This is a genomic window from Roseospira goensis (assembly GCF_014197795.1).
Taxonomy (GTDB): Bacteria; Pseudomonadota; Alphaproteobacteria; order Rhodospirillales; family Rhodospirillaceae; genus Rhodospira; species Rhodospira goensis.
On record NZ_JACIGI010000003.1, the window covers coordinates 41,276 to 67,340 of the forward strand.

At 70.1% G+C, this 26,065-nt stretch carries 25 protein-coding genes; 21 read left to right on the top strand and 4 right to left on the bottom strand.

Features of this window, described 5'->3' with window-relative positions; translation table 11 throughout:
- Window positions 1-4 precede the first annotated feature (4 nt).
- From GGD88_RS02220 to GGD88_RS02260, 9 genes are all read left to right on the top strand, one after another.
- Complete coding sequence (locus tag GGD88_RS02220; protein WP_184431289.1) at window positions 5-1,189, top strand: DNA polymerase III subunit delta'; 1,185 nt, start codon at window positions 5-7, stop codon at window positions 1,187-1,189.
- 67 nt (window positions 1,190-1,256) lie between these two features.
- The gene (gene metG, locus GGD88_RS02225; RefSeq protein ID WP_184431291.1) at window positions 1,257-2,813 is read left to right on the top strand and encodes a methionine--tRNA ligase; all 1,557 of its coding nucleotides are present in this window, start codon (window positions 1,257-1,259) and stop codon (window positions 2,811-2,813) included.
- Between the two features lie 17 nt (window positions 2,814-2,830).
- Window positions 2,831-3,628: a TatD family hydrolase gene (locus GGD88_RS02230; protein WP_184431293.1), complete on the top strand. Its 798-nt coding sequence runs from the start codon at window positions 2,831-2,833 to the stop codon at window positions 3,626-3,628.
- A gap of 10 nt (window positions 3,629-3,638) precedes the next feature.
- Window positions 3,639-4,451, top strand: coding sequence for an MBL fold metallo-hydrolase (locus tag GGD88_RS02235; protein ID WP_184431295.1), 813 nt, complete (start codon window positions 3,639-3,641; stop codon window positions 4,449-4,451).
- A gap of 339 nt (window positions 4,452-4,790) precedes the next feature.
- Window positions 4,791-5,630 carry a phosphonoacetaldehyde hydrolase gene (gene phnX, locus GGD88_RS02240; protein ID WP_184431297.1) on the top strand — a complete coding sequence of 280 codons (840 nt, stop codon included), beginning with the start codon at window positions 4,791-4,793 and terminating at the stop codon, window positions 5,628-5,630.
- Window positions 5,627-6,868 carry an NAD(P)/FAD-dependent oxidoreductase gene (locus GGD88_RS02245; protein WP_184431299.1) on the top strand — a complete coding sequence of 414 codons (1,242 nt, stop codon included), beginning with the start codon at window positions 5,627-5,629 and terminating at the stop codon, window positions 6,866-6,868. The genes phnX and GGD88_RS02245 overlap by 4 nt, the downstream gene beginning before the upstream one ends.
- A gap of 208 nt (window positions 6,869-7,076) precedes the next feature.
- On the top strand, window positions 7,077-8,321 hold the full coding sequence (locus tag GGD88_RS02250; protein WP_184431301.1) for a sulfotransferase: 1,245 nt from the start codon (window positions 7,077-7,079) through the stop codon (window positions 8,319-8,321).
- 2 nt (window positions 8,322-8,323) lie between these two features.
- A complete protein-coding gene (locus GGD88_RS02255; protein ID WP_184431303.1) occupies window positions 8,324-9,499 on the top strand; it encodes a glycosyltransferase in 1,176 nt (391 codons plus the stop codon).
- Window positions 9,492-10,226, top strand: a complete 735-nt coding sequence (locus GGD88_RS02260) for a polysaccharide deacetylase family protein (RefSeq protein WP_184431305.1) — start codon at window positions 9,492-9,494, stop codon at window positions 10,224-10,226. Before GGD88_RS02255 ends, GGD88_RS02260 begins: the two co-directional genes overlap by 8 nt.
- Window positions 10,227-10,509: 283 nt before the next feature.
- On the opposite strand, the gene GGD88_RS02265 is transcribed toward GGD88_RS02260, so the two are convergent.
- On the bottom strand, window positions 10,510-11,124 hold the full coding sequence (locus GGD88_RS02265) for a DapH/DapD/GlmU-related protein (RefSeq protein WP_246423511.1): 615 nt from the start codon (window positions 11,122-11,124) through the stop codon (window positions 10,510-10,512).
- A 304-nt stretch (window positions 11,125-11,428) separates the two neighbouring features.
- Here GGD88_RS02265 and phnC point away from each other — a divergent pair, with 304 nt between their 5' ends.
- The 4 genes from phnC to phnE (GGD88_RS02285) all read left to right on the top strand — a co-directional run bounded on the left by phnC (window position 11,429) and on the right by phnE (GGD88_RS02285) (window position 15,633).
- Window positions 11,429-12,256 carry a phosphonate ABC transporter ATP-binding protein gene (phnC, locus tag GGD88_RS02270; RefSeq protein ID WP_184431309.1) on the top strand — a complete coding sequence of 276 codons (828 nt, stop codon included), beginning with the start codon at window positions 11,429-11,431 and terminating at the stop codon, window positions 12,254-12,256.
- An 80-nt stretch (window positions 12,257-12,336) separates the two neighbouring features.
- Window positions 12,337-13,275, top strand: a complete 939-nt coding sequence (gene phnD, locus GGD88_RS02275) for a phosphonate ABC transporter substrate-binding protein (RefSeq protein WP_221236958.1) — start codon at window positions 12,337-12,339, stop codon at window positions 13,273-13,275.
- Window positions 13,276-13,384: 109 nt separating this feature from the next.
- On the top strand, window positions 13,385-14,242 hold the full coding sequence (phnE, locus tag GGD88_RS02280) for a phosphonate ABC transporter, permease protein PhnE (RefSeq protein WP_184431310.1): 858 nt from the start codon (window positions 13,385-13,387) through the stop codon (window positions 14,240-14,242).
- Entirely contained in the window at window positions 14,239-15,633 is a 1,395-nt protein-coding gene (gene phnE, locus GGD88_RS02285; protein ID WP_221236959.1) for a phosphonate ABC transporter, permease protein PhnE, read from the top strand. Before phnE (GGD88_RS02280) ends, phnE (GGD88_RS02285) begins: the two co-directional genes overlap by 4 nt.
- A 37-nt stretch (window positions 15,634-15,670) precedes the next feature.
- Here phnE (GGD88_RS02285) and GGD88_RS02290 read toward each other — a convergent pair whose 3' ends face one another.
- Window positions 15,671-18,181 (bottom strand): glycogen/starch/alpha-glucan phosphorylase, encoded by a 2,511-nt coding sequence (locus GGD88_RS02290; RefSeq protein ID WP_184431312.1) that lies wholly within the window; start codon window positions 18,179-18,181, stop codon window positions 15,671-15,673.
- A 103-nt stretch (window positions 18,182-18,284) separates the two neighbouring features.
- Window positions 18,285-18,809, bottom strand: a complete 525-nt coding sequence (locus GGD88_RS02295) for an acyl-CoA thioesterase (RefSeq protein ID WP_184431314.1) — start codon at window positions 18,807-18,809, stop codon at window positions 18,285-18,287.
- A gap of 91 nt (window positions 18,810-18,900) precedes the next feature.
- Between GGD88_RS02295 and GGD88_RS02300 the strand changes: the two genes are divergently transcribed.
- The 7 genes from GGD88_RS02300 (at window position 18,901) to GGD88_RS02330 (ending at window position 24,688) form a co-directional block, all read left to right on the top strand.
- A complete protein-coding gene (locus GGD88_RS02300; RefSeq protein WP_184431316.1) occupies window positions 18,901-19,647 on the top strand; it encodes a creatininase family protein in 747 nt (248 codons plus the stop codon).
- A gap of 5 nt (window positions 19,648-19,652) precedes the next feature.
- On the top strand, window positions 19,653-20,426 hold the full coding sequence (locus GGD88_RS02305; protein WP_184431583.1) for an AzlC family ABC transporter permease: 774 nt from the start codon (window positions 19,653-19,655) through the stop codon (window positions 20,424-20,426).
- Entirely contained in the window at window positions 20,419-20,760 is a 342-nt protein-coding gene (locus GGD88_RS02310) for an AzlD domain-containing protein (protein WP_184431317.1), read from the top strand. The genes GGD88_RS02305 and GGD88_RS02310 overlap by 8 nt, the downstream gene beginning before the upstream one ends.
- 84 nt (window positions 20,761-20,844) lie before the next feature.
- Window positions 20,845-21,276, top strand: coding sequence for a thiol-disulfide oxidoreductase DCC family protein (locus GGD88_RS02315; RefSeq protein WP_184431319.1), 432 nt, complete (start codon window positions 20,845-20,847; stop codon window positions 21,274-21,276).
- A 287-nt stretch (window positions 21,277-21,563) separates the two neighbouring features.
- Window positions 21,564-22,850: an O-acetylhomoserine aminocarboxypropyltransferase/cysteine synthase family protein gene (locus tag GGD88_RS02320; protein WP_425502561.1), complete on the top strand. Its 1,287-nt coding sequence runs from the start codon at window positions 21,564-21,566 to the stop codon at window positions 22,848-22,850.
- A gap of 5 nt (window positions 22,851-22,855) precedes the next feature.
- Complete coding sequence (hemB, locus tag GGD88_RS02325) at window positions 22,856-23,863, top strand: porphobilinogen synthase (RefSeq protein ID WP_184431584.1); 1,008 nt, start codon at window positions 22,856-22,858, stop codon at window positions 23,861-23,863.
- Between the two features lie 171 nt (window positions 23,864-24,034).
- The gene (locus GGD88_RS02330) at window positions 24,035-24,688 is read left to right on the top strand and encodes a DsbA family oxidoreductase (protein ID WP_184431323.1); all 654 of its coding nucleotides are present in this window, start codon (window positions 24,035-24,037) and stop codon (window positions 24,686-24,688) included.
- An 18-nt stretch (window positions 24,689-24,706) separates the two neighbouring features.
- Here the strand turns inward: GGD88_RS02330 and folK are convergent, their stop codons facing one another.
- Window positions 24,707-25,213 carry a 2-amino-4-hydroxy-6-hydroxymethyldihydropteridine diphosphokinase gene (gene folK / locus GGD88_RS02335; RefSeq protein WP_184431325.1) on the bottom strand — a complete coding sequence of 169 codons (507 nt, stop codon included), beginning with the start codon at window positions 25,211-25,213 and terminating at the stop codon, window positions 24,707-24,709.
- Between the two features lie 176 nt (window positions 25,214-25,389).
- On the opposite strand from folK, the gene GGD88_RS02340 reads away from it, so the two are divergent.
- Window positions 25,390-26,058, top strand: a complete 669-nt coding sequence (locus GGD88_RS02340) for a LabA-like NYN domain-containing protein (RefSeq protein ID WP_246423512.1) — start codon at window positions 25,390-25,392, stop codon at window positions 26,056-26,058.
- The last annotated feature ends 7 nt before the right edge of the window (window positions 26,059-26,065 follow it).

Consider the following 26,065-nt stretch of genomic DNA (forward strand, 5'->3'; position numbering starts at 1 on the left):
CCGGATGGCGCGCGCGTCGTCGCGGGGCAGGGGCCGCACCCTCGATCCGGCCGACCTCGATCCGGCCCCGCGGGCCAATCCGCACCTGGCCGGCCAGGCGGCGGCCGAGGGCGAGGTGCTGCGGGCCTGGACCGGCGGGCGCATGAGCCACGCGTGGCTGATCTCCGGTCCACGCGGCATCGGCAAGGCGACGCTGGCGTTCCGCATGGCCCGCTTCGTCCTGGCCGACGGAGGCGGAGCCGGGCAGGGGGGCGACGGCCCCGGCCTGTTCGGCGACGCCACGCCGGCACCGACCAGTCTGACGATGGCCCCGGACCACCCGGTGTTCCACCGCGTCCAGGCCGCCAGCCACGCCGATCTGCGGGTGATCCAGCGCGCACCCGTCGACGAGACCGAGGCCGCCGCCGCCCTGGGCGCGGGCCGGGAGCCGCGCCGGCGCGGCGAGATCGGCGTGGACAGCGTGCGCGGCCTGGGGGCGTTCCTGTCCTTGACCCCGGCCGAGGGCGGTTGGCGGGTGGTGGTGATCGACGCCGCCGACGAGATGAACCGCAACGCCGCCAACGCGGTCCTGAAGGTCCTGGAAGAGCCGCCGCGCCGGGCCATTTTGCTGCTGGTGGCCCACAATCCGGCCCGGTTGCCGTCCACGATCGCCTCGCGCTGCCGCCGCCTGACCCTGCGGCCGCTGGCGCCCGACGTGATGACGGACCTGCTGATGCACTACCGGCCCGACCTGGACGAGTCGGCCCGGGCAACCCTGGTCCGGCTCGCCGGTGGCAGCATCGGCCGGGCGTTGGGCCTGGCGCGGCAGGGCGGGCTCGACCTGCATGGCGAGCTGCTGGCGGTGCTGGGGCAGGCGCCGCACATGGATGTGGCGCGCTGCCATGCCCTGGGTGATGCCGTGGCGCGCGACGATGCCGCCTGGCAGCTCCTGCGCGATCTTCTGCCCGGGTGGCTGGCGGGCCTGGCGCGCTTCGGCGCGACCGGGCAGGGGGCGGCGGACGGCGAGACGGCCGCCGAGGACCGCGCCCTCATGACCCGGTTGTGCCGGGCGGCGCCCCTTGATCGGTGGGTCGCGGTATGGGAAAAGACGGTCCACCTGCTGGGCCGGACCGAGGCCGTCAATCTGGACCGCAAACAGGCCGTGCTGGCCGTCCTGCTGCTGATCGAGCGGGCCGCCGCCCGCGCCTGACGGCGCGGATCGACGCCCCCGGACCGTTCCGGCCCGTTCCACCGTTCAGCGCCGGAGCATGTCCCCCATGTCGGGCCGCCCCCCGTTCTACATCACGACGCCGATCTACTACGTGAACGACAGCCCGCACATCGGGCATGCCTACACGACGCTGGCGTGCGACGTGATGGCGCGCTTCAAGCGCCTCGACGGGTTCGACGTCAAGTTCCTGACCGGCACCGACGAGCACGGCCAGAAGGTGGAGAAGTCGGCCCAGGCCCGCGGCATGGACCCGCAGGCCTTCACCGACATGGTCTCGGGCAACTTCCGGGACCTGGCCAAGGCCCTGAACTTCTCCAATGACGACTTCATCCGCACCACCGAGGCGCGGCATGCCCGGGCCTGTCAGGCGCTGTGGCAGGAGCTGGTGGCGCGCGACGAGATCTACCTGGGCAGCTATGCCGGCTGGTACGCCGTGCGCGACGAGGCGTTCTACGGCGAAGACGAACTGACGGTCGGTCCCGACGGCGTGCGGCGGGCGCCCAGCGGCGCCGAGGTGGACTGGGTCGAGGAGCCGAGCTACTTCTTCCGGCTGTCCAAGTGGGCGGAGCCCCTGCTGGATCTGTACGCGCGCCGCCCGGACTTCGTGGCGCCCGAGAGCCGGCGCAACGAGGTCATGAGCTTCGTGCGCGGCGGCCTGAACGACCTGTCAGTGTCGCGCACGACGTTCCAATGGGGCGTGCCGGTGCCGGGCGATGACGCGCACATCATGTACGTGTGGCTGGACGCCCTCACGAACTACATCACCGCCGTGGGCTACCCGGAGACTGAGACGGGTGAATATGCCACCCACTGGCCGGCGGACCTGCACATGGTCGGCAAGGACATTCTGCGCTTCCACGCCGTCTACTGGCCGGCGTTCCTGATGGCCGCCGGGCTGGAGCCGCCCAAGCGGGTGTTCGCCCACGGCTGGTGGACCAACGAGGGGCAGAAGATCTCCAAGTCGCTGGGCAACGTCATCGACCCCTACGACCTGGTGGACCGCTATGGCCTCGACCCGGTGCGTTACTTCCTGCTGCGTGAGGTGCCGTTCGGCAATGATGGGGACTTCTCGCACCGGGCCATGGTCGGCCGTATGAACGGCGACCTGGCCAACGATCTGGGCAATCTGGCCCAGCGCGTGCTGTCCATGATCGCGAAGAACTGCGGCGGGTCCGTGCCCACGCCGGGGCCGCTCACCGAGGACGACACGGTGCTGCTGGCGCAGGCGTACGGTCTGCTCCCGCAGGTGCGGGCGGCGGTCGACCGCCAGGCCTTCCACGAGGCGCTGGAGGCCGTCTGGGTTGTCGTCCGCGCGGCCAATGCCTATGTCGACCGCCAGGCGCCGTGGGCGCTGCGCAAGACCGACCCGGGGCGCATGGCGACCGTATTGTACGTCTTGGCGGAAACCATCCGCCATGTCGCCATCCTGGTGCAGCCGGTGGTGCCGGACTCCGCGGCGCGCATGCTGGATCAGCTCGGCGTGGCCGCCGACGCCCGCGGATTCGAGGCCCTGGGCGAGGGCGGCGCCCTGACGCCCGGCTCACCACTGCCGAAGCCGCAAGGCGTCTTCCCGCGCTACGTCGAGGACGACGCGGCCTCCTGAACGAAGCGAGAGCAAACATGCTGGTGGACAGCCATTGCCATCTGGACTTCCCCGACCTCGCCGATGATCTCGACGAAGTGGTGGCACGCGCCCATCGGGCCGGCGTCGGCCATATGCTGACCATCTGCACCCATGTGACGCGGTTCGAGCAGGTGCTGGCGGTGGCGCGCCGGTTCGAGACCGTGGACTGTACGGTCGGTATCCACCCGCACGAGGCGGGCAGCGAGCCCGAGACCTCGGCGGAGACTCTGATGGCGCTGGCGCGCGATCCGAAGGTCATCGGCTTCGGCGAGACCGGGCTGGACTTCTTCTATGAGCACAGCCCGCGCGATGCCCAGGAGCGCAGCTTCCGGGAACACATCCGCGCCGCCCGGGACACCGGGCTGCCGGTCGTCATCCATACCCGGGATGCCGATGCGGACATGATCCGCATCCTGGAGGAAGAACACCGGGCGGGACCGTTTCCCGGCCTGATCCACTGCTTCAGTTCCGGTCCCGAGCTGGCCCACAGGGCCGTCGCCCTCGGTCTGATGATCTCCATCTCCGGGATCGTGACCTTCAAGAAGGCCGATGCCCTGCGCGAGACCGTCCGCGAGATCCCGCTGAGCCATCTACTAGTGGAAACTGACGCCCCGTACCTGGCGCCGGTCCCGAAGCGCGGCAAGCGCAACGAGCCGGCCTTTACCGCGTTCACCGCGGACGTGGTGGCCCAGGTGAAGGGGATCCCGCCAGCCGACCTGGCGGCCGCGACGACAGACACCTTTTTCCGGCTGTTCACCAAGGCACGGCGTCCCGCCGCCGCGGCGGCGGAATAAGCCCCGGCGCATGACCACCCCTCTGCGCGTCACCATCCTCGGCTGCGGGGCCGCGCCGGGCGTTCCCAGCATCGCCACCGGCTGGGGCCGCTGCGACCCCGCCAATCCCCGCAACCGACGCCGCCGCGCGTCGATCCTGGTATCGCCGGCCGGGCCGGGCGACACCCCGGCGCCGGCGCCGATCCTGGTCGACACGGCGCCGGACTTGCGCGACCAGTTGCTGGATGCCGGAACGAACGCCCTGTCCGCAGTCCTCTATACCCACGCCCATGCCGACCATCTGCACGGTCTCGACGACCTGCGCGAGGTCAACCGGGCCATGGGCGGTCCGCTGGACGTCTACGCCGACGCCGAGACCCTGGCGGTGTTGGAGAAACGCTTCCACTACGCCATCACGCCGCAGCCGGAGGGGGTCCGCTGGATCTTCAAGCCGCTGCTGGTGCCGCATCGGATCGACGGGCCGTTCGAGGTCGCCGGGCTACCGATCACGCCGTTCGCCCAGGATCACAAGGTCATGACCACGCTGGGCTTCCGGTTCGGCGACGGCTTCGCCTACAGCACCGACGTGGTCCATCTCGATGACGACGCGTTCGCGGCCCTCGCGGGCGTCGATACCTGGGTGGTGGGCTGTATCGGCTGGGAGCCGCATCCGACCCATGCCCATGTGGAGCGCGTGCTGGAGTGGGCGAACCGGGTCGGACCGCGCCGCCTTGTGCTGACGCATTTGGGGCTGGGTCTGGACTACGACGCCCTGGTGCGGGTGCTGCCGGCCGGTGCCGAGCCGGCCTATGACGGCATGGTGCTGGAGGTCCCGTCGGCCTGACGGCCCGGCCCATCCACCCCACCGTCGCGCTCGATATCGTTCTATTCATAATATACATTATGCGACAAATAGACCGACGGCGCCCTGGAAAACCTTGATCCGCAACGACGGTCTTAGCGGCCGACAACCGCGGGATCGGTGACGCAACGAAACGAGCGGCTGTCGGCTGTAACGCGGTTTCACCGAACCTTTTCACCGAACCTTGATTTGCACCATGCCGGCGCGCCGCTACCCTCTGCCCGGCGCTGGAATGCCGGTTGGCTGCAAGGCCCGACCGCGGCCGCGCCCCACCCCGCCCCCATCCCGATTCCCATCCGTATCCGAGGAGAGTTTCGCGGCATGACCGCATCGTTCGTCTATCGTCGCAGTTACCGCGGGCCGGTCGTGGCCTGCGTGTTCGATTGGGCCGGCACCATGGTCGATCACGGCAGCCTCGCCCCCACGAGCGCGTTTCGGGAGGCCTTTGCGGCCTTCGGGGTCGCGATCAGCGAAGCCGAGGCCCGCGGACCCATGGGCCGTGCGAAACTGGACCATGTGCGCGACATCGGCGCCCTGCCGGCGGTGGCCGAACGCTGGCAGGCAGCCCGGGGCCGCCCGTTCGACGAAAACGAGGTCCAGGCGGTGTACGCCGATTTCATCCCGCGCCAGGTCGCCACCGCCGGGGCCCATGCCGATCTGATCCCGGGCGCGGCCGACGCCGCGGCCGCCCTGCGCGCCCGCGGCGTCCGCATCGGGGCCACCACCGGCTATACGCGCGCGATCATGGCCGCCGTGGCCCCCCGCGCCGAGGCGCAAGGCTATGCGCCCGATGTGACCGTTTGCGCCGACGACATCGCCGGACGGGGCCGGCCCGCGCCTGGTCTGCTGTTCCAGGCCATGACCGCGCTCGACGCGTGGCCGCCGGCCGCGGTGGTGAAGGTCGGCGATACCGTGGCCGACGTCGAGGAAGGCCTGAACGCCGGCGTCTGGAGCGTCGCCGTCACCGAGACGGGCAGCGAGATGGGCCTGTCGCTGGCGGAACTGGAGGCTTTGACACCGGAGGACCGGGCCGCCCGTCGGTTGGCGGCGGCCGACCGCCTGACCCGGGCCGGCGCCCATTTCACTATTCCCGGCGTGGCCGACCTGCCGGAGGTTATCGACGCCGTCGAGGCGCATCTGGCCCGCGGAGAAACGCCATGAGTGGTGCGGTCGTGCCGTCCACGGCGGACGTGGTGGTCATCGGCGGCGGCATCTGGGGATCGGCCACCGCCGAGGCCCTGTGCCGGTACCACGGTGCCGACGTTGTGGTGCTGGAGCGCGAGAGCCTGTCCGCCGCCACCACCAGCCGCGGCGCGGCCCTGATGCCGCGCGCCCGCTCGACCGCCACCCTGCGGGCCATGGTCTGCGAGACCTATGCCGCCATCGAGAGCCTGGAGGCGCAGCTTGGCGAGGACCTGCAACTCCATCGGGTCGGCGCGCTCCATATCGCGACATCGGAGGCCACGCGGGCGACCCAGGACGCCCAGGTGACGGCGGCGCGGGCCGAGGGGGACCGGGTCGAGCATCCGGATTCCGACACGGTGGCCGCGATGGTGCCGTGGCTGAGGCCCGATGCCGACCGGGCCTATGCCTTCTTTCCCGACGACGGCTTCATTGACCCTTACAAGCTCGGCATGGCCTATGCCCAGGCGGCCCGACGGCATGGCGCCACCCTGTGCCAGGGTGTGGAGGTCACCGGCATCCTGCGCGCGGGGCGCCGGGTGGTCGGCGTCGAGACCACCGCCGGGCGCATCGCCTGCGCCACCGTGGTGTGCGCCGCCGGTCCCTGGTCGGCGCTGGTCGGCCTGTGGTCCGGCGCCCGCCTGCCGCTGGCCCCGGTGCGGAGCCATTACTGGATCACCGCGCCGAACGAGACCCTGTTCCCGCGCGACCAGGTGATGGTGTTCGCGCCCGACGGCCGGTTCTACGCCCGCCCCGAGGTCGGCGGCCTGCTGTACGGCTTCCGTGACCGGGTGTGCGTGGCCGCGGATCCACGCGACTACCCACCGGACCCGTCCGGTTTCGCGTTCGGCCACGATGATGCCGGCTGGGAGTCGCTCAACGACGCCCTGAAGGGCTTCCGGTCGTTCTGGGACGGCCTCGGCGACGTGCCGGTGGCGCATTATATTGCCGCCGCGTCGGCCTATACCCCGGACGGGCAGTTCGTCATCGGGCCTTGGCCGGAGATCGAGGGCTTCGTGGCCGTCACCGGCTGTTCCGGCGCCGGCATCGCCACCAGCGGCGGTGTCGGCCGCGCGGCCGCAGCGTTGGCGGTGGGCGCGGAACCGCCCTGGGACCTGTCGGCCTTCCGGCCCGACCGCTTCGGGGCCGTCGACCCGCTCGATCGGGCCTTCCTGGATCGCTGCGCCGCCGCGCGCGCCAATAAGCGGTCCGGATAGGCGACGCGGCGGCGGCCGCCTGCCCGACCCCTGGCCCGCCGGGTGCCCGGCGCGCTACACTCGCGCGCGAGGGCGGGGGCGTCGCAGTGACCCAGAACGGTCATTTGCCCCCACGACCGCGACGCTCCTAGAGAGGGGGGTTCTCCGCCCCTCGACCGGAGGGGCACGACCCGCTATGACCCGTGCGAGGTTGCGTGTGCTCGGTTTGATGGCTGACAGCCTGACGCGTTATGGCGCCGTGGTGCGGGCCGCCCTGCGTGCGCCCGCCGGGCGGCGCTGGCCGTCCGCGCGGCGAGTGGTGGTGATGCTCGGCTTCCTGCCCCTGTTCACCCTGGTGCAGGTCGGCCACTGGGTCGCTCTGCTGCTGGACGAGGTGCTGTTCCCGGGGTACCGCCGCGTCCCGGTGCGGGCGCCGCTGTTCGTGCTCGGCGTGCCGCGCAGCGGGACCACGTTGCTGCATCGGGTGCTGTCCCGGGATCCCAACCTGACCACCTTCCGGACCTGGGAATGCCTGCTGGCCCCGTCGATCACCCAGCGCATGGTGATTCGGGGGCTGGCCCGCGTCGACCGAGCGGTCGGCCGTCCCTGCGGCCGCTTGCTGGCCGCGCTCGAACGGGGCGTGTTCGGCACCTTGGACGATGTCCACGCCATGGACCTGTCGGCCCCCGAGGAGGACTACCTCGCGCTGCTGCCGGCCATGGCCTGTTTCATCCTGGTGGTGCCCTTCCCCGCTGCCGCGCCGCTGTGGCGCCTGGGCACCGCGGACCGCGACATGCCGGCGGGCGAACGCGACCGCTTGATGGCCTTCTATCGGGGTCTGCTGCAACGGCATCTCTACGTGCACGGCGCGGACCGGCGCCTGCTGTCGAAGAACGCGGCGTTTGCCGGGCTGGCCGGGAGTCTGGCCACCACCTTCCCCGACGGCATGTTCATCCGCTGCGACCGCGACGCGCGGGCGGTGGTGCCGTCGCAGCTCTCCGCGATCCAGGGCGGTGTTCGGCTGTTCGCGAGCGACCCGGAGAACCAGGTGTTCACGCCGCGCATGACCGAACTGCTGCGGTTCTACTACGCCAACCTGGCACGCACCCTGCCGGCCGGCGGCGGCCCCCGCCACGTCACCCTGGACATGAACAGCCTGAAGGAAGACCTGGCGGGAACGGTGCAGGGCGTCTACCGCACGCTCGACTTGCCCCTGGATCCGACCTTCGCGGACGCCCTGGCCGAAGAGGCCGCGGCGGCGCGGGCCTACCGCTCGCGTCATCGCTACACGGCCAACGCGTTCGGGTTGGACGAGACGGCCATTGCGGCAACCTTCGCGCCGGTTCAGGATCGTAACGGACCCGCTAGCGGGACTCAGAGTCCGGACCGCGGGGCCGATGCGCCACATCATCCGACGGGACGCCGCGGGGCCGCGCCCGCCCCGTCGGCGCTCGCGGGACAGCAGGGATCGTGACCATGTCGAACGTATCCTCGCCCCAGGGACCGCCGCGCGCCGATCGCACCGGAGAGCAGGCCGGCGACCGAACCGCCTGGCGGATCGCCGTGATCTCGGACGCGGTGGCCGAACGCAACGGCGTCGGCGCCTATTACAGCGATCTGGCCGAGCACCTGCGCGACCACGTGGCGGCTGTGGCGGTGCTGGGGCCGGGCGGCGACGGCAGCCTTGGCAGCGTGGCCCTGCCCCTGCCCGGCGACTCCACGCAGAAGCTGTCCCTCCCCAACCTCGTGACCGTGCGCCGCCGGCTCCTCGACCTGCGCCCGCATGCCATCGTGGTCCCGACACCGGGCCCCTGGGGCCTGCTGGGGGCGCGCATGGCGGGCAGCCTGGGTGCGGCCCTGGTGGTGGGCTTCCATACGCACTACGAGCGGCTGGCCGATCTGTACTGGAGCACCACCCTGGGCATGATCCCGCGCTCCTACATGCGCATGGCCAATCGCTTCCTGTTCGACCGCGGCGCCGTGGTGCTGGCGAACTCCCACGCCATGGCGGATGCGGCCCGCGACCTGGGCGCGGCCAGCGTCGACCTGATGGGCACGCCGATTCCGCGCTCGTTCATCGACCCGGCCCCCCTGCCCCTCCCGGACGGCGTGAGCCGGGTGCTGTTCGCGGGTCGGCTGGCCCCGGAGAAGAACGTGCAGGCGGTGGTCGATGCCGCGCGCGCACTCCCGGACATCGCGTTCACCATCGTCGGCGACGGGCCGATGCGCGCAAGCCTGGAGGATCAGGCCCACGCGCTGCCGAACCTGACGCTTCCGGGCTGGCTGCCGCGCAGCCACTTGCCGGCGCTGCTGGACGCCACCGACGTGCTGGTGCTGCCGTCGCACGTCGAGTCCCTCGGCACCATCGCCCTGGAGGCCCTGGCCCGCGGGCGCAACGTGCTGGTGTCGGCCCAATGCGGCATCACGGAATGGCCGATGCTCGACCGCGCCCTATTCCGGATCGGCGACGGCGAGACGGTCGCCCATGCGCTGGCCCGGGTCGCCAGCCTGGATCCCACCATCCGCCGCCGCAAGGCCGCCCTGGGCGCCGACGGCGCCCGCGAGATGAACGCATGGGCCATCCAGGGTTGGCTGAACGTCCTGGCCGCCCATGCCACGCCCGACGCCACGCCCGATACCACCGATGCATGACGCGGCCCCAGATCCGGAGCCGACCACGACCGGGCGCGTCCCGGCGCCCGTTCTGGTCTCGATCCACGACGTGATGCCGGCCACCCTGCCCCAGGTCGCGACGCTGCTGGATCTGCTCGACCGTGCCGGCGCCGGACCGGTCGATCTGCTGGTCGTGCCGGGCCTGGACTGGCCGGCGTCCGACCTGGCCACGCTGCGCGACTGGAGCCGTGCCGGGCACCGGCTCGCCGGGCACGGCTGGCGGCATCGCGCCGACCGCATCCGGGGACCGTGGCACCGGCTGCACAGCCTCTTGATCTCGCGCGACGTGGCGGAGCACCTGGCCCTCGACGGTGACGGCATCGCCGACCTGATCGCCCGCTGCCACGCCTGGTTTGCCGCCCACGACCTGCCCGCGCCCCGCCTGTACGTCCCGCCGGCCTGGGCGCTGGGGGCGATCCCGCGGGACCGGCTCGCCACCCTGCCCTTCGCGCGGTACGAGGTCTTCACCGGCCTCATCGACGCCGCGACGGGACGTTGGCGGCCGGTGCCCATGGTGGGCTTCGAGGCCGATACGGTCGCGCGGGTCTGGCCCGTGCGGCTCTGGAACGCGCTCAATCGCGGCCACGCCCGGGCCTGGCGCACCCCCCTGCGGATCGCCATCCACCCCCACGACCTGTCGTATCGGCTGGGGGACGACCTGCGCCGCACCATCGCCACCCTGCCCGTCCGGCCGGCCCCGGCGTAGAGCGGAACGCCCGAATACGGACTCGCATGGTGATTTCGAATTCGGGCGTTCCGCTCTGAAACCAACAGATCGCGCCGAGTCACGCTCGAAATCGGCCCCACCCCGGTGGTTCCGATTTCGAGCGATCGGCGCTAGTGCACTTTCGATCCAGACAAAAGATGCAACCTGCATTCTTTTGTCTGGATCGAAAGTGCACTAGAAACAGTGTTTTGTGCAGCGACATTTGCTTTCAAAGGGAATCCCTTGAAAGCGTCGCTGCCCTAGGCCGCGGCCGGCGCCGTCCTCAGCGGCCCGGGTCGTACTTGGCGCAGAAGGCCGCGATCTCCAGGTGCCGGAAGTCGTCCAGCGCCGCGCCAAGGGCATCGTGCGACCAGTCCCACCAGCGGATGCGCGCCAGGGCGGCGGCGATATCCTCCGAAAAGCGGCGACGCACGGGCCGGGCGGGAACACCGGCCACGATGGTGTAGGCCGGCACATCGCGGGAGACCACCGCGCCCGCGGCCAGCACGGCCCCGTCACCCACGGCCACCCCCGGCAGCACGGTCACGCCGTGCCCGATCCACACGTCGTGCCCGATGGTCACGGGCGATGCCCGCCGCCAGGCGAAGAACGCCGCCTCCGCCGCCCCCAGGCCGTACTGGTCGGCGCGGTAGGTGACATGGTGCTGGGTGGCCCGCTGCATCGGATGATTGCCCGGATTGAGGCGACAGTGGGCGGCGATGGAACAGAACTTCCCGATGGTCGTGTGGTCGGCCTGGCCGTCGTTACAGATGTAGCTGTAGTCGCCCAGCGTGACGCCGCTCAGGGTGACCCGCGCCTGCACCTCCGTCCATCGGCCCAAGACGCAGTCGTGAAGCCGTGCCGTGGCGTCGACGGTGGGTGTTTCGGACAACGTCATCGGCGTGGGCCTCCTGTCGGTCTCCATGATGCTCTCCGGCGATACGCGAAGCAAAGGGGCATGAAAAGGCCGGTACTATACGCCGGAATACAGTACGGCAAGTCGTGGTGGCCATGACAATTGTATGACCGACGCGTTACACGACGGTTTCACGTTCGTGTCGGGAGCATGAAGTTACGGTCACGCCTTCTGCCCAGTCTTTATTTTCAGAGGCGCCTTGCTAGTCTCGCGGCGGTCGGGAGGCGTCGGGTTCGCGCCGCTCCTCGACTGCTCGCCCGCGACCCGGACAGACTCGAGGACAGGCATGCGCGTCATCGACCTCAACAAGACATTCGGATCCGTCATGGCCGTCAAATCGGCCAGCTTCGACGTTCCGGGCGCGCAGATGATTGGCGTGATCGGACGCTCCGGTGCCGGCAAGTCGACCCTGCTGCGCATGATCAACCACCTGACGCCGGCGACATCGGGCAGCATCCTGATCGACGGTCGCGATATCCTGGCGTTGCGCGGCGCCGCCCGTCATGCCTGGCAGCGCGACTGCGCGATGATCTTTCAGCAGTTCAATCTGGTGCCGCGCCTGGACGTGCTGACCAACGTCATGCTGGGGCGCCTGAACCGTCACGGCACCCTGCGCAGCCTGCTCAAGGTGTTCGGCCGCGAGGACATCGCCCGCGGCCTGCATGCCCTGGAGCGGCTCGGCATCGCCGACCAAGCCCTGAAGCGGGCCGAGGACCTGTCGGGCGGACAGCAACAGCGTGTCGCGATCGCCCGCGCGCTGACCCAGGACCCGCGCATGATCCTGGCGGACGAGCCCATCGCCTCGCTGGATCCGATGAGCGCCCAGGTCGTGATGGACTCCCTGCGCCAGATCCACGAGCGCGACGGCCTCACGGTCATCTGCAATCTGCACACCCTGGACACCGCCCGCACCTACTGTGACCGCGTCATCGGCATGCGCGACGGCGCGATCGTCTACGACGGCCCGGCGCACGCCGTGACCACGGACGTGGCCCGCGACATCTACGGCGCAGACGACTCGTTCAACGAAGGCGTGACCTCGACCGTGCTGGAGCCCGACGACCGGCGCGCGGCCGAGGTCGCCTACCTGCGCGCGGCCGAGGCCGGCGCCTGACCCCTCTTCCACGCGGTCCCGGGCAGCGCGACGCGGGACCGCTTCCTCCGAACCCCGTCGAGACTTCCAAGGAGGCTCCCGTGACCCTGACCCTGTCCCTGAAGGCGGCCGCCGCGTCGACCGCCGTTCTGCTGGCCACCACCGCCCTGGTGCCGGCGTCCGCCGTCGCCCAGGACGCGACCATCGACGAGTTCCGCATCGGCATCATGGGCGGCGAGAACGCCTCGGACCGCCTGCGCTCCAACGAATGCCTGCGCACCAAGATCGAAGACCTGCTGGGGGTCGAGACCAAGCTGTTCGCGCCGGCCGACTACAACGGCGTGATCGAGGGTCTGATCGGCGGCAACCTCGACCTGGCCTGGCTGGGCGCCTCGGGCTACGCCAAGACCTACCTGGAGGACCCGGAGGCGGTCGAGCCCGTGCTGGTGAAGATCAACACCGACGGCAGCTACGGCTACCACTCGATCGGCTTCGCCCGCGCCGACAGCGGCATCACGGCGCTGGAGGACATGGAGGGCAAGGTGTTCGCCTTCGGCGACCCGAACTCCACCTCGGGCTACCTCATCCCGTCCATCGAGATCCCGCAGGCCGGCTACGCCATGGAACCCGGCGAATACTTCGGCGACGTGGTCTTCTCGGGTGGCCATGAGCAGACCATCGTCGGTGTGTACAACGGCGACTACGACGCCGGCGTCACCTGGGCCGACGGCCTGGGCGAGTGGGAGGACGGCTTCAACAGCGGCGCCTTCCGCAAGGCCGTGGACGCCGGCCTTGTCGACATGACCGAGCTGGTCGAGATCTGGCGCTCCAACGTGATCCCCGAGGGGCCGATCGTGCTACGCAAGAGCCTGCCGGCGGACGTGAAGGAGAAGGTCACGGCAATGATCGACGACCTCGTCAACACCGACGCCGAATGCGCGTACCAGTTCATGGCCGGCGAGATCAAGGACATCGACCCGATCGGCCACGACGCCTACGTCAGCGTCATCGAGGCCCGCAAGGCAAAGATGGGCAACTGATCACCGCGACACCGACCGGCCGGGGAGTGGGCGCCGACCGCTCCCCGGTCGTGTCACGGTCGCCCTCCCCCTGGTCCGGACACGCCCCGTCCCGCATGGTCGCCCCCGCATGGTCGCCGTTTCCCAACATGAAAGCATCGTCCAGCTTGAACAGCGCCGCCGCGCCTATTCGCTGCTGACGATCCTCGTCGTTGTCCTGATCCTGGTCACCGGATACACGCAGGCGGAGTCGATGAACTCCGGCGGGTTCCTGACCGGCTTGCGCCAGTTCTTCGACTATCCCGGTGACATCCTGGAGGAGGCCTGGGCCGAGGGCTGGGCCTTCTGGGGCATCGTCTGGGGGTTCCTGCCGGCGCTGGTCGAGACGCTCAACATCGCCGCCACCGCCACCATCCTGGGCGGCGTGCTGGCGATGGTGTTTGCGTTTCTCAGCACCCGTTCCCTGGACGTCTGGCCGCCCCTGATCCCGGTTTCGCGCCGCCTGATGGACGTGATGCGGGCCTTCCCGGAGCTGATCCTCGCGCTGTTCCTGATCTTCGTGCTGGGCGCCAGTTCGGTGCCGGCGATGATCGCGGTCGCGTTTCACACCATCGGCGCGCTCGGCAAGCTGTTCTCGGAGGTCAACGAGAACATCGACCGCCGCCCGGTGGAGGGCCTCCAGGCGGTCGGCGCCAGCTGGCTGCAACGGCTGCGCTTCGGCGTGCTGCCCCAGGTGCTCCCCAACTACACCAGTTATTTTCTGATGCGGTTCGAAATCAATGTGCGGGCCTCCGCCATCCTCGGTTTTGTCGGGGCTGGTGGCCTGGGGGCCGAGCTACGCCGGACCATCGGCTGGGGCAGCGGTGAGGAGACCGCCGCCCTGTTGCTGCTGCTGTTCGCGTCCATCATGGTGATCGATCAGGTCTCCGGCATGGTCCGGCGGGGCCTCGTGACCGGCACCCTGCGGGCCAAACGGGTGCCGGCATGAGCACTCCACCGGCCCCCCTGGCCTTCCCCCTGGCCTTCCCCCTGGCCTTCGACGCCGACGCCGTCATGGCGCGCCACGTCGACGCCGTGCGCCACGTCCGGCGCGGCAGCTTGATCGGCCTCGCGGGCCTGCTCGCGGTGCTGGCCTACCTGGTCTATGCGTGGTTCGCCTTCGACATCCCGCGCCTGATCGCCACCGCCGAGCCGCAGCGCGCCGTCCTGCTGGCCACCGACGCGGTGGCGCACAAGGTTCACGTGACCAAGGGCCTGCGCAATCCCGGCTTCGAGGTCGCCGTGGAGGGCGAGCGCACGGCGACCTACGACACCCCGCCCGCCTGGGTCGAGGCCGATACCGCCGGCGACCGGGTCATCGTCGATCTGGGCGACGGCTACAGCGCCCGCATTGATGGCGCCGTTCTGACCCTGACCGGACCCGACACGGCGCCGATCCGCGTGGAAGCGACCGACCGAGGGGTGCGCATCGACTATCGCGGCGCGCGGCCGGACTGGGTGACCGAGGGCGTCAACGTCAAGACCGGCAGCCTTGTGAAGTTCGAGGCCCGTCCCAGCATCGACAAGCGGGTGCAGGTGACCCGATCCAAGATCGAGATCCACCGCTATTTCTTCGGCTGGGAGAATTTCTGGTTCCCGTTCGACTCGCCGCTGCACGGCCTCTCGCTCGGGGCGCTGGTCGAGCTGGCCCTGTCCGGGGACCGTATCGACCCGGACCGCTCCAACGTGGCCACCATCTTCGACACCTTCTGGTCGAACCCGGAATGGCAGCACCGCACGGTCTTCATCGCTTTGCTGGAAACCGTGCTGATGGCGGTGCTGGGCACCCTGACCGCGGCCTTCGTGGGCCTGCCGCTGGCCTTCGCCGCCGCCCACACGTTCAACCGGATCGCGGTGATCCGGTTCGCGCTGCGCCGGCTGTTCGATTTCCTGCGCGGCATCGACATGCTGATCTGGTCGCTGATCTTCATCCGCGCCTTCGGCCTGGGGCCGCTCACGGGGGCGCTGGCGATCGCCTTCACCGACACCGGCACGCTGGGCAAGCTGTTCTCCGAGACCCTGGAGAACATCGACAGGAAGCAGGTGGAGGGCGTCCAGGCCACCGGCGCCAACCGCTGGCAGCGCTACCGGTTCGGCGTGATCCCCCAGATCCTGCCGGTGTTCGTCTCCCAGGGCCTGTACTACCTGGAATCCAACATGCGCTCGGCCACCGTGATCGGCGCCCTTGGCGCCGGCGGCATCGGGCTCGTGCTGGTGGAGACCATGCGCACCTCCCGCGACTGGGAGAACACGCTCTACATCATCATCCTGACCATCCTCCTGGTGGTGGCCATGGATGCGCTGTCCGGCTGGCTGCGCCGCCGCCTGATCCAGGGCTGACGCCCCGGTGGCGGCCCCGCTCCCCTGGGTGGGGTCGTCAGCCGGGCTCGGTGCGGACCGGCACGCCCCAGATGTCGGCGGCGTAGTCGGCCACGGTCACGTCACTGGAGAAGCGCCCCATGCGGGCCACGTTGATGATGGCCTTGCGGGTCCAGTCGTCGCTGTCCCGATAGGCCAGCCCCACGCGGTCCTGGCAGGCGATGTAGTCGGCGTAGTCGGCCAGCAGCAGGTAGTAGTCGCCGTGCCGGGTGAGGCTGTCCACGATCAGGCGGTAGCGGTCCGGCTCGCCCTGGCTGAACCCGCCCTGCCCGATCATGTCGAGCACCGCCCGCAGCTCCGGGTCGCCGGTGTAGTACCGCCACGGGTCGTGGCCGCCGCGGTGCCGCAGCGCCTCCGCCTCGGCGGCCGGCAGACCGAAGAAGAAGATGTTCTCCTCCCCCACCTCCTGGCCGATCTCCACGTTGGCGCCGTCGCGCGTGCCGATGGTCAGCGCACCGTTCAAGGCCAGCTTCATGTTGCCGGTGCCGGACGCCTCGGTGCCGGCGGTGCTGATCTGCTGCGACAGCTCGGCCGCCGGAATGATGTGCTCGGCCACCGAAACATTGTAGTCCGGGATGAACACCACGCGCAGACGGCCGCTCACCAGGGGATCGGCGTTGACCACCCGGGCCACGTCGTGGATCAGGCGGATGATGAGCTTGGCCATGTGATAGCCGGGCGCCGCCTTGCCGGCCAGGATCACCGTGCGGGGCGGCTGGTCGGCGGCGCGCCCCTCGCGCAGGCGCAGGTACAGGGTCACCACGTGCAGAATGTTCAGGAGCTGGCGCTTGTACTCGTGGATGCGCTTGACCTGCACGTCGAACAGGCTGGCGGGGTCGAGCTCGATACCGAGGCGGCCATCCACGTAGCGGCACAGGGCCTCCTTGTTGAGGCGCTTGACGGCGCGGACGTCGGCCTGGAACCCGGGGTCCTCGGCCAACGGCAGCAGGCCGCGCAGCTCTTCCAGGTTGGCGATCCAGGTCTCGCCGATGTGCCGGCTGATGAGTGCCGCCAGCGGTCGGTTGGCGGCCTGCACCCAGCGTCGCGGGGTGATGCCGTTGGTCTTGTTGACGATGCGGTCGGGGAACGTGCGGTGCAGGTCGGCGAAGATGCCGGCCCGCATCAGCTCGGTGTGCAGCGCGGCGACGCCGTTGACGCGATGGCTGCCGACGAACGCCAGATGGGCCATGCGCACCCGCCGCTCGCCCGCCTCGTCGATCATCGACAGGCGGCGGATGCGCGCGTCGTCCGGCTGTGCGGCGCGGCGGCGCACCCCTTCCAGGAACTGGTGGTTGATGTCGTAGATGATCTCCAGGTGGCGCGGCAGCATGTCGCCGATCAGGCCCACCGGCCAGGTCTCCAGCGCCTCCGGCAGCAGGGTGTGGTTGGTGTAGGCGAAGGTGCCGGTGCAGATGGCCCAGGCCTCGTCACAGCCCACCCCGTGCTCGTCCACCAGCAGCCGCATCAGCTCCGGCACGGCCAGGGCCGGATGGGTGTCGTTGAGCTGGATCGCCACCTTGTTCGGAAAACGCGTGAAGTCGTCGTGGGTCTGCAGGAAGCGGCGCACGATATCGCGCAGCGAGGCGGCGACGAAAAAGTACTCCTGCTTGAGGCGCAGGGCCTTGCCCATGCTGGTGGAATCGTCCGGATAGAGGACATGCGACAGGCTTTCCGAGAAGCTCTGTTCGGCCACCGCGTTGATGTAGTCGCCCTGGTTGAAGCGGCGCAGGTCGAACTCCCGGCTCGCCTGGGCGGACCATAGCCGGATGGCGTTCACGGTCCAGCAGCCGTGCCCGGCCACCATCAGGTCGTGCGCCTGCGCCAGGACCTCCTCGCCGTCCACCCAGCGCCGGCGCGGGCGGCCGCGGTCGTCCAGCCTGGCCTCGGTGCGGCCGTGGAAGCGCACCGGCTCGGTGACGTCCGGCCGGTCGAAGGCCCAGACGTTGCCATAGCGCAGCCAGCGTTCCGGCATCTCCACCTGCTGGCCGCCCTCGATGTACTGCGAGAACATGCCGTAGTCGTAGTAGATGCCGTAGCCGCGCGCGGCGATGCCGAGCGTGGTCATGCTCTCCATCAGGCAGGCCGCGAGCCGTCCCAGGCCGCCGTTGCCCAGCGCCGCCTCGGGCTCGCAGTCGCGGATCGCCTCGAAGTCGAGGCCCATGTCGTCCAGGGTCTGGCGCGCCAGATCGAGCGACCCCGTCGCCAGCAGGTTGGCGACCAGGGAGCGCCCGATCAGGAACTCCATCGACAGGTAGTACACCCGCTTGGCGTCGGTCTTGTAGGCTTGGCGCGTGCTGTCCATCCAGGTCTCGACCATCAGGTCGCGGGTGGCCAGCGCCAGCGCCAGGTACCAGTCGAGATGGGTACTGCCGACCGGCCCCTTTCCGAGCGAATGGCGCAAGTGGTCGTGCAGCCGCCGCTTGAGACCGTCGATCTCGGCGCGGGCGGCGGCGGGACCGCTGCCGTCCAGGGCCGTGCGCGCGGGGCGCTCCGCCGTCAGATCCGCCATGTCTGTCCGCTCCTCCCCAATCCCGACGGGACGCCGTCGTCGCCGGCCCTCTCACCCTACTCCCGACGGCGCCGGCGTTCAGCCAAAACGTGGCCCGGCCCCCTCAAAGCCGGGGCGCGCCCGGGACATGGTAGGCGTCCAGCGCCGCGCGCACATCCGCCGGCAGCGGCTGGGAGCGACCAGCGTTGGTGTCGGCCCAGACGCACACGCTCTCGGCGGCCCCGAAGCAGCGTTCACCGATGAACAGGCCCTGGCCGATGATGCAGGAGGTGCGCCCGATATGCACGATCCGCGAGCCGATCTCCACATCGGCCGGATAGCGCGCCTCGGCGACGAAATCGAGCACCAGCCGGGCGATCACCCAGCCGACGCCGGCGCCGGCCGTGGCGCCGGGGTTGAGGGTCTCCAGGAAGTCCACCCGTCCGGACTCGAGGTAGATCGCGAACGAGACGTTGTTGACGTGACCCAGCCGGTCGAGGTCCTGGAACCGCACGATGTCACGGGTCCAGAACCGGTAGGCCGACCGCTCGCGCGCCCCGGGACTTGCGGCGGCGGGCGTGCCGTCCCCGGTCTCCATGCCCTCGGGGGCGCACGGCAGGGGACGGCGGCAGGGGAGACGGCTCGGCATCGCAGACCCTCGGCGATTGGGGTTGTCGGGCCGGTGCTTCCGCTCTAGACCGGCGCCCGATCATTACCCCCGGATCGGGAGGCCCCGCAACGTGCTCCTGCACCTGTCCACGTGGCCCGAGGTGGACCGCTACCTCGCGCACCGTCAGTCCATCATCCTGCCCATCGGTTCCACCGAGCAGCACGGCCCCACCGGCCTGATCGGCACCGACGCCATCACCGCCGAAGCCATCGCCAAGGTCGTCGGCGAGCAGACCGGCACCCTGGTCGGCCCGACCATCCCGGTCGGGATGGCGCACCACCACATGGGCTTTCCCGGCAGCATGACGCTGCGGCCGAGCACGCTGATCCAGGTGATCCGCGACTCCGTGCTGTCCCTGGCCGCGCACGGCTTCCGGTCGGTGCTGTTCATCAACGGCCACGGCGGCAACATCAACACCGTCAACGCCGCCTTCTACGAGATCTACGAAGAGGCCCGCGCCACCCTCGGCGACGCGGCGCCGGCGCTGCGCTGCGCCCTGTGTAGCTGGTTTGCGCTGCCCGGCGTCGGTGCCCTCCAGGCCGAGCTGTTCGGCGACCGCGAGGGCCTGCATGCCACCCCCAGCGAGGTGTCCGTCACCCAGGCCGTCCATCCCGACCACATCAAGACGGCGTCGCTGGATCCGATCGCGCCCACGGCCGGTGCCTTCCACGACTCGCGCGACTTCCGGGCCCGGTTCCCCGACGGCCGGATGGGCGCGGATCCGTCGCTGGCGACTCCGGAGCACGGCCATCGCTTCATTGCGGCCGCGGCGGCCGAGATCGCCGAGCGCTATGGCGAGTTCCTGGCCGGCGCGTGACCGTCATGCGGGAGGTGACGCTCCAGGACGGCCCTGACGGCTACGGAACGCGCGGCGCCGCCCTGAGGGCCGGCGCGCGCGCGGCCGTGGGGGCGCCCGCCGTCGTGCTGGCGGCCAGCTACCTGGGGTTCGGTGCCCTGGTGCGCTCCGCGGACTGGAGCCTGCCCCTGGGCCTGATGTCGACCGCGCTCGGCTTCGCGCTGCCCGGCCAGATCGTGGTGGTCGAGATGGCGGCGGCGGGCGCCTCGCTGGCCCTGATCGCGGCGGCGGTGGCGTTGACAAACTTCCGGCTCATGCCGATGACGCTGGTGCTGATGGGCCGGCTGCGGGCGCCGGACACCCCGCGCTGGTGGCTGTACGCGCTGGCCCACGTGATCGCGGTGACGAGCTGGCTGGTGGCGTTGCAGCGGGCGCCGCGCCTGCCGCTGGCCGAGCGGCTGCCGTTCGTGGCCGGGTTCTCCGTCGTCATCTGGGCCGTCACGCTGACCGCCACGGCGGTTGGCTTCTGGCTGCACGAGCAGGTCCCGCCGCTGGTGTCGCTGGCGCTGGTGTTCCTGACGCCGCTGTACTTCCTTCTGATGATGGTGGCCGACCTGCGCCAGCGGGCGCGGGTCTACGCCATGGTCGCGGGGACGCTGGCGGGACCACCGCTCCACCTGCTGACGCCGGAGTGGGGCCTAGTGCTGACCGGGGTTCTGGCCGGCACCCTGGCCTTCGGGCTCGATCGCCGGGCGGCACGGCGCGCCGCCCCCACCGACGCGGACCCTGGCGATGTCTGAGGGTCTGGCGACCGGCGGGGCGGTGGCGGCAATCCTGGTCGGCGCGGCCGTGACCTATGGCTGGCGGGCACTCGGGACAGCCCTGGCCGGACGGCTGCGCGCCGACAGCGCGGTCATGCAGTGGGCGGGCTGCGTCGCCCATGCCCTGCTCGCCGGACTGCTGGCGCGCATGGTCGTGCTGCCGGTCGGACCGCTGGAAGAGACCGCGGTGTGGGCGCGGCTGGCCGGGGTGGCGGTCGGCGTCGCCGTGTTCTTCGCCCTGCGGCGCAACGTGCTGCTGGGCGTGGGCGCCGGCGCCGCCACTCTGATGGCGGCGACCTGGGCCACGGGCTGAGTCCGCGCCAGAGCGGGAAATCGGGCGGCCTGTGGTCTTCACCGGCCGCGCCGGCGTTCCCATATGCGCGTCATGAACAGGATCATGCCCCACACCCGCCCCGCCGGTTCCCGTGCCTCCGACGGCGGGCCGGCCCTGACGACCTACTACAACGGGGCCTGTCCGATCTGCCGGACAGAGATCGAGCACTACCAGGGCGTGGACCAGCGTCACGACGTCGGCCTGGCCTGGCAGGACGTGAGTCAGGGTGTCGGCGGCCTCGCCATTCACGGCATCGACCCCGACACCGCGACCCGGCGCCTGTACGCGATCGACGCCCACGGCCACCTCCACGCCGGCGTCGATGCCTTCATTCTGGTGTGGTCGCAGTTGCCGGGCTATCGCTGGCTGGCCCGGGTGGTGGCCCTGCCCGGGGTGCGGCAACTGGCCGGGGTCGTCTACGAGGGTGTGCTGGCGCCCTTGCTTTACCGCTGGAACCGCTGGCGGCGTCACCGGGCTGCCGGGAACGGGCGATAGCGCCGATCGCTCGAAATCGGAACCCCCGGGGTGGGGCCGATTTCGAGCGTGACTCGGCGCGATCTGTTGGTTTCAGACTGTTGGTTTCAGAGCGGAACGCCCGAATTCGAAATCACCATGCGAGTCCGTATTCGGGCGTTCCGTTCTAAGGCCACTTTACAGCCGTATAATTTGACATTTCCACCATTTTTCGCTGCATTAAGGCAACGCGAGTCGGGACGGCAACGATCCGGCGCCGCGGCCCTGTCCATCCCGCAAGGTTCCGCGAAACGGAGGCACCCGTGCCCATCCATTCCAAGCACCCCGAGACGCTGGCGGTCCACGCCGGCTTCCGCACCGCGCCCGGCACCCACAGCGTGGCGGTGCCGATCCATCAGACCACCTCGTACCAGTTCGAGAGCACCGAGCACGCCGCGAACCTGTTCGCCCTGAAGGAACTGGGCAACATCTACACCCGCATCATGAACCCGACGTGGGACGCCTTCGAGCAGCGCGTCGCCGCGATGGAGGGCGGCGTGGCCGCCCTGGCCGTGGCCTCCGGCCAGGCGGCGAGCACCTACAGTGTTCTCAACCTGTGTGAAGCAGGCGACAACTTCGTCACGTCCACGGACCTTTACGGCGGCACGTGGAACCTGTTTGCGAACACGATCCGGCAGATGGGCATCGAGGCCCGCTTCGTCGACCCCACCGACCCGGAGGCCTTCCGCCGCGCCGTGGACGATCGCACCCGCCTGTTCTATGCGGAAACGCTGCCCAACCCGAAACTCCAGGTGTTCCCCATCGCCGAGGTGGCCGCGATCGGCCGTGAGCTGGGCATCCCGCTGATCGTCGACAACACCGCCGCGCCGGTGATCTGCAAGCCGCTGGAGATGGGCGCGGCGGCCGTGATGTACTCGGCCACCAAATACATGGGCGGGCACGGCACCACCATCGGCGGCGTCGTCGTGGACGGGGGCAATTTCGACTGGGCGGCCTGGGGCGACCGGTTCCCGACCCTGAACAAGCCGGATCAGAGCTATCACGGCGCGGTCTGGACCGAGGCCGTCAAGCCGCTCGGCCCCATCGCCTTCATCATCCGCATGCGCGTCATCCTGCTGCGCGACCTGGGCGCGGCGCTCAGTCCGTTCAACGCCTTCCAGCTCATCCAGGGGGTCGAGACCCTGCCCCTGCGCATGCGCCAGCACTGCGAAAACGCCATCCTGACGGCCCGCTTCCTGCGCGATCACCCCAAGGTCACCCGGGTGATCCATCCCAGCCTGATGGAGGGCGAGATGCGCCGGCGTGCCGACACGGCCTTCCGCGGCGGTTACGGCGCCCTGTTGGGCTTCGAACTGGAGGGCGGGGCGGAGGCCGGCCGCCGCTTCATCGAGGCGCTGGAGTTGTTCTACCATGTTGCCAACATCGGCGACGCGCGCAGCCTCGCCATCCATCCTGCGACCACGACGCACTCGCAATTGTCGCCGGAGGACCAGCTTGCATCCGGCGTGTCGCCGGGCTATGTCCGACTGTCGATCGGGATCGAGCATCCCGATGACATCATTGCGGACCTGAGCCAGGCATTGGAGAAGGTGTGAGCGGACTGACCGTCGTCAACGGCCTCGGACGGTACCCGAGGACCCGGCCGCGGCGCCTGAGGGGCGCCGCCTGGTCGCGAAACCTGGTCGCGGAAACCCATCTCAGCGTGACCGATCTGGTCTGGCCGGTCTTCGTCATCGAGGGCGAAGGCCAGACCGAGGCGGTGGCCTCCATGCCCGGGGTGACCCGCCTGTCCATCGACCTGCTGGTCGAGGCCGTGGGCGAAGCCTCGGCGCTGGGCGTTAAGGCGGTGGCACTGTTCCCCAAGGTGGACCCGTCGCTGAAGACCCCGGAGGGACGCGAGGCCGCCAACCCCGACAGCCTGATGTGTCGGGCCATCCGGGCGCTGAAGGCGGCCCACCCCGAGGTCGGCCTGTTCTGCGACGTGGCCCTGGACCCGTACAACAGCGACGGCCACGACGGCATCGTCAGGGATGGCGTCATCCTCAATGACGAGACCATCGAGGTCCTGGTGCGCCAGAGCCTGGTTCAGGCCGCCGCCGGCGCCGACGTCATCGCCCCGTCCGACATGATGGACGGCCGCATCGGCACCATCCGCGACGCGCTCGATCAGGCCGGCTTCGCCCATGTCCAGATCATGAGCTACGCTGCCAAGTACGCCTCGGCCTTCTACGGCCCGTTCCGCGATGCGGTCGGCTCGGGTGGGGCCCTGAAGGGCGACAAGCAGACCTACCAGATGAACCCGGCCAACACCGACGAGGCCTTGCGCGAGGTCGCGATGGACCTGGACGAGGGGGCCGACTCGGTGATGGTCAAGCCCGGCCTGCCCTACCTGGACATCGTGCAGCGGGTGCGCGAGACGTTCGCCGTCCCGACGCTGGTCTACCAGGTCAGCGGCGAGTACGCGATGATGAAGGCGGCGGCGGCCAACGGCTGGCTCGACAACGACAAGGCCGTGCTGGAAAGCCTGCTGGCCTTCAAGCGGGCGGGCGCCAACGGGATCTTCACCTACGCCGCGGTCGAGGCGGCCCGCCTGCTCAAGAGCTGCTGAAGAGCGGCTGACCGCCCGGACCGGGCAGCCGGCGCCGTCTGGTTCCGTGCCGTCATCGAGCCCCTGGTCAAGGCGCGCCGAAGACCGTAGGGTTCTGGCGCGCCAGGGACCATGTGACGGACGGCACCGGACCGGCGCGCGGGTCAACCTGACGACGCCGGACCGGCGGCCATGCGCATCGACATCGTCTTCGATACGGTCTGCCCGTGGTGCTTCGTCGGCAAGCGCCGGCTGACCGATGCGCTCGCGCTGCGGCCCGGGGTGCCGGTGGCGGTGCACTACCATCCCTTCCTGCTCAATCCCGACATGCCGGCCGGGGGCATCGACCGGACCGTGTACCTGGAGCGCAAGTTTGGCGGCGCCCATCGGGCGCGGCGGGTGCTGGAGGCGGTCAGCATGGCGGCCCAGGGCACCGGGGTGACCTTCCGGTTCGACGCCATCCGCCGCATGCCCAGTTCGGTGGACAGCCACCGCCTGTTGCGGGTGGCCCAGGAGCAGGGCGTCATCGGACCCGCCATGGACCGGGTGTTCGCCGCCTTCTTCCAGGACGGGCGGGACATCGGGGACCGGGCCGTTCTGTATGCGGTCGCGCGCGAGGTCGGCCTGTCGGAGGCCCTGCTGGACGCCGAGTTCGCCCGCACCGCCGGCATCGCCGAGATCATGGCGGCGAACGGACGCGCCCACGCCATGGGCATCAGCGGCGTGCCCAGCTTCATCTTCAACGGCAGTTATGCCATCGCCGGCGCCCAGGAGCCGGACGTGCTGCTGCGGCTGATCGACCTGGCGCTGGAGACCGAGGTGCGCGACCCGGTCACGGTGCGCTGAGCCGGCGGCGGCGGGCGTTCAGGGGCGCGCCTCTTCCATCCGCTCCAGGCCGGCGGGCAACGGCCCGAGCGCGGCAATCAGCGCCGCCAGCGGGCGACCGTCGACCGGATGACGCCAGTCGGGCGCCACCTCCGCCAGAGGGTACAGGACGAAGGCCCGCCCGGTCATGCGGGGGTGCGGCAAGGTTGGCTCGCGCGCCCGCACCACCCCGGCCATGTCGAGCAGGTCCAGGTCAAGGGTACGGGCGGCGTTGCGCAGGCCGTCGCGGCGACGCCCGAAGGTGGCCTCGACGCTGTGCAGCCGGGCCATCAGATCGGCCGGATCGGTGCCCTCGAACGCCACCGCCGCGACCCCGTTGACGAACCACGGCTGATCCGACGGCGGCACGGGCGCGCTGCGGTACCAGGCGGAGCGCGTCAGCACCCGTACGCCGACCTCCGGCAGCGCGGCCAGAGCCCCTTCCACCGTCTCGCGCGGCGAGCCCGCCCGACCGGGCAGGTTGGATCCGAGCGCGATCAGGATCATGGGTGGGACCCGGCGGGAGAGGACCACCTTTCGCCCTTGCACCGGGGCATCGGAGTCCATAATTTGAGCCTGTCAAAGCCGGGCCATGTCGTGACCCGGCGCATTTCTGATCGATATTTCGCGAACATTGTCGGCAAGATCATTGTCGTCAGGTCGTGCATTAGGGATCCCACCGTATGATATTCTATCCTCAGGAGCGCATCGGCCTGTTCATCGACGGGTCGAACCTGTATGCCGCGGCGCGAGCCCTGGGCTTCGACATCGACTACAAACGCCTGCTCGATCTGTTCAGCGCCAAGGGCCACCTGATTCGGGCCTTCTACTACACGGCACTGCTGGAGGACCAGGAGTATTCGCCGATCCGGCCGCTCGTCGACTGGCTGGACTACAACGGCTATACGATGGTCACCAAGCCGACCAAGGAATTCACCGATGCCATGGGGCGCCGCAAGATCAAAGGCAACATGGACATCGAACTGGCCATCGACGTCATGGAGATGGCCCCGCACCTGGACCACATCGTGCTGTTCTCCGGGGACGGCGATTTCCGGCGCCTGGTGGAGGCCGTGCAGCGCAAGGGCCGGCGCGTGACCGTGGTCAGCACGGTGCGCTCCCAGCCCCCGATGGTGGCCGATGAGTTGCGCCGGCAGGCCGACAATTTCCAGGAACTCCAGGACCTGGAGCCGACGATCAGCCGCAGCCAGGTTCAGCGTGAGCCGCGCGAATCCCGCGAGTCCAGGGAACCCAGGGAACCCCGCGACGGCCGCGAGACTCGGGATACCCGGGACAGCCGGGAGGCCGGCCCGGTCATGAGCAGCCAGGACGTCGACACCACGCCGCGCTGAGGGTGTG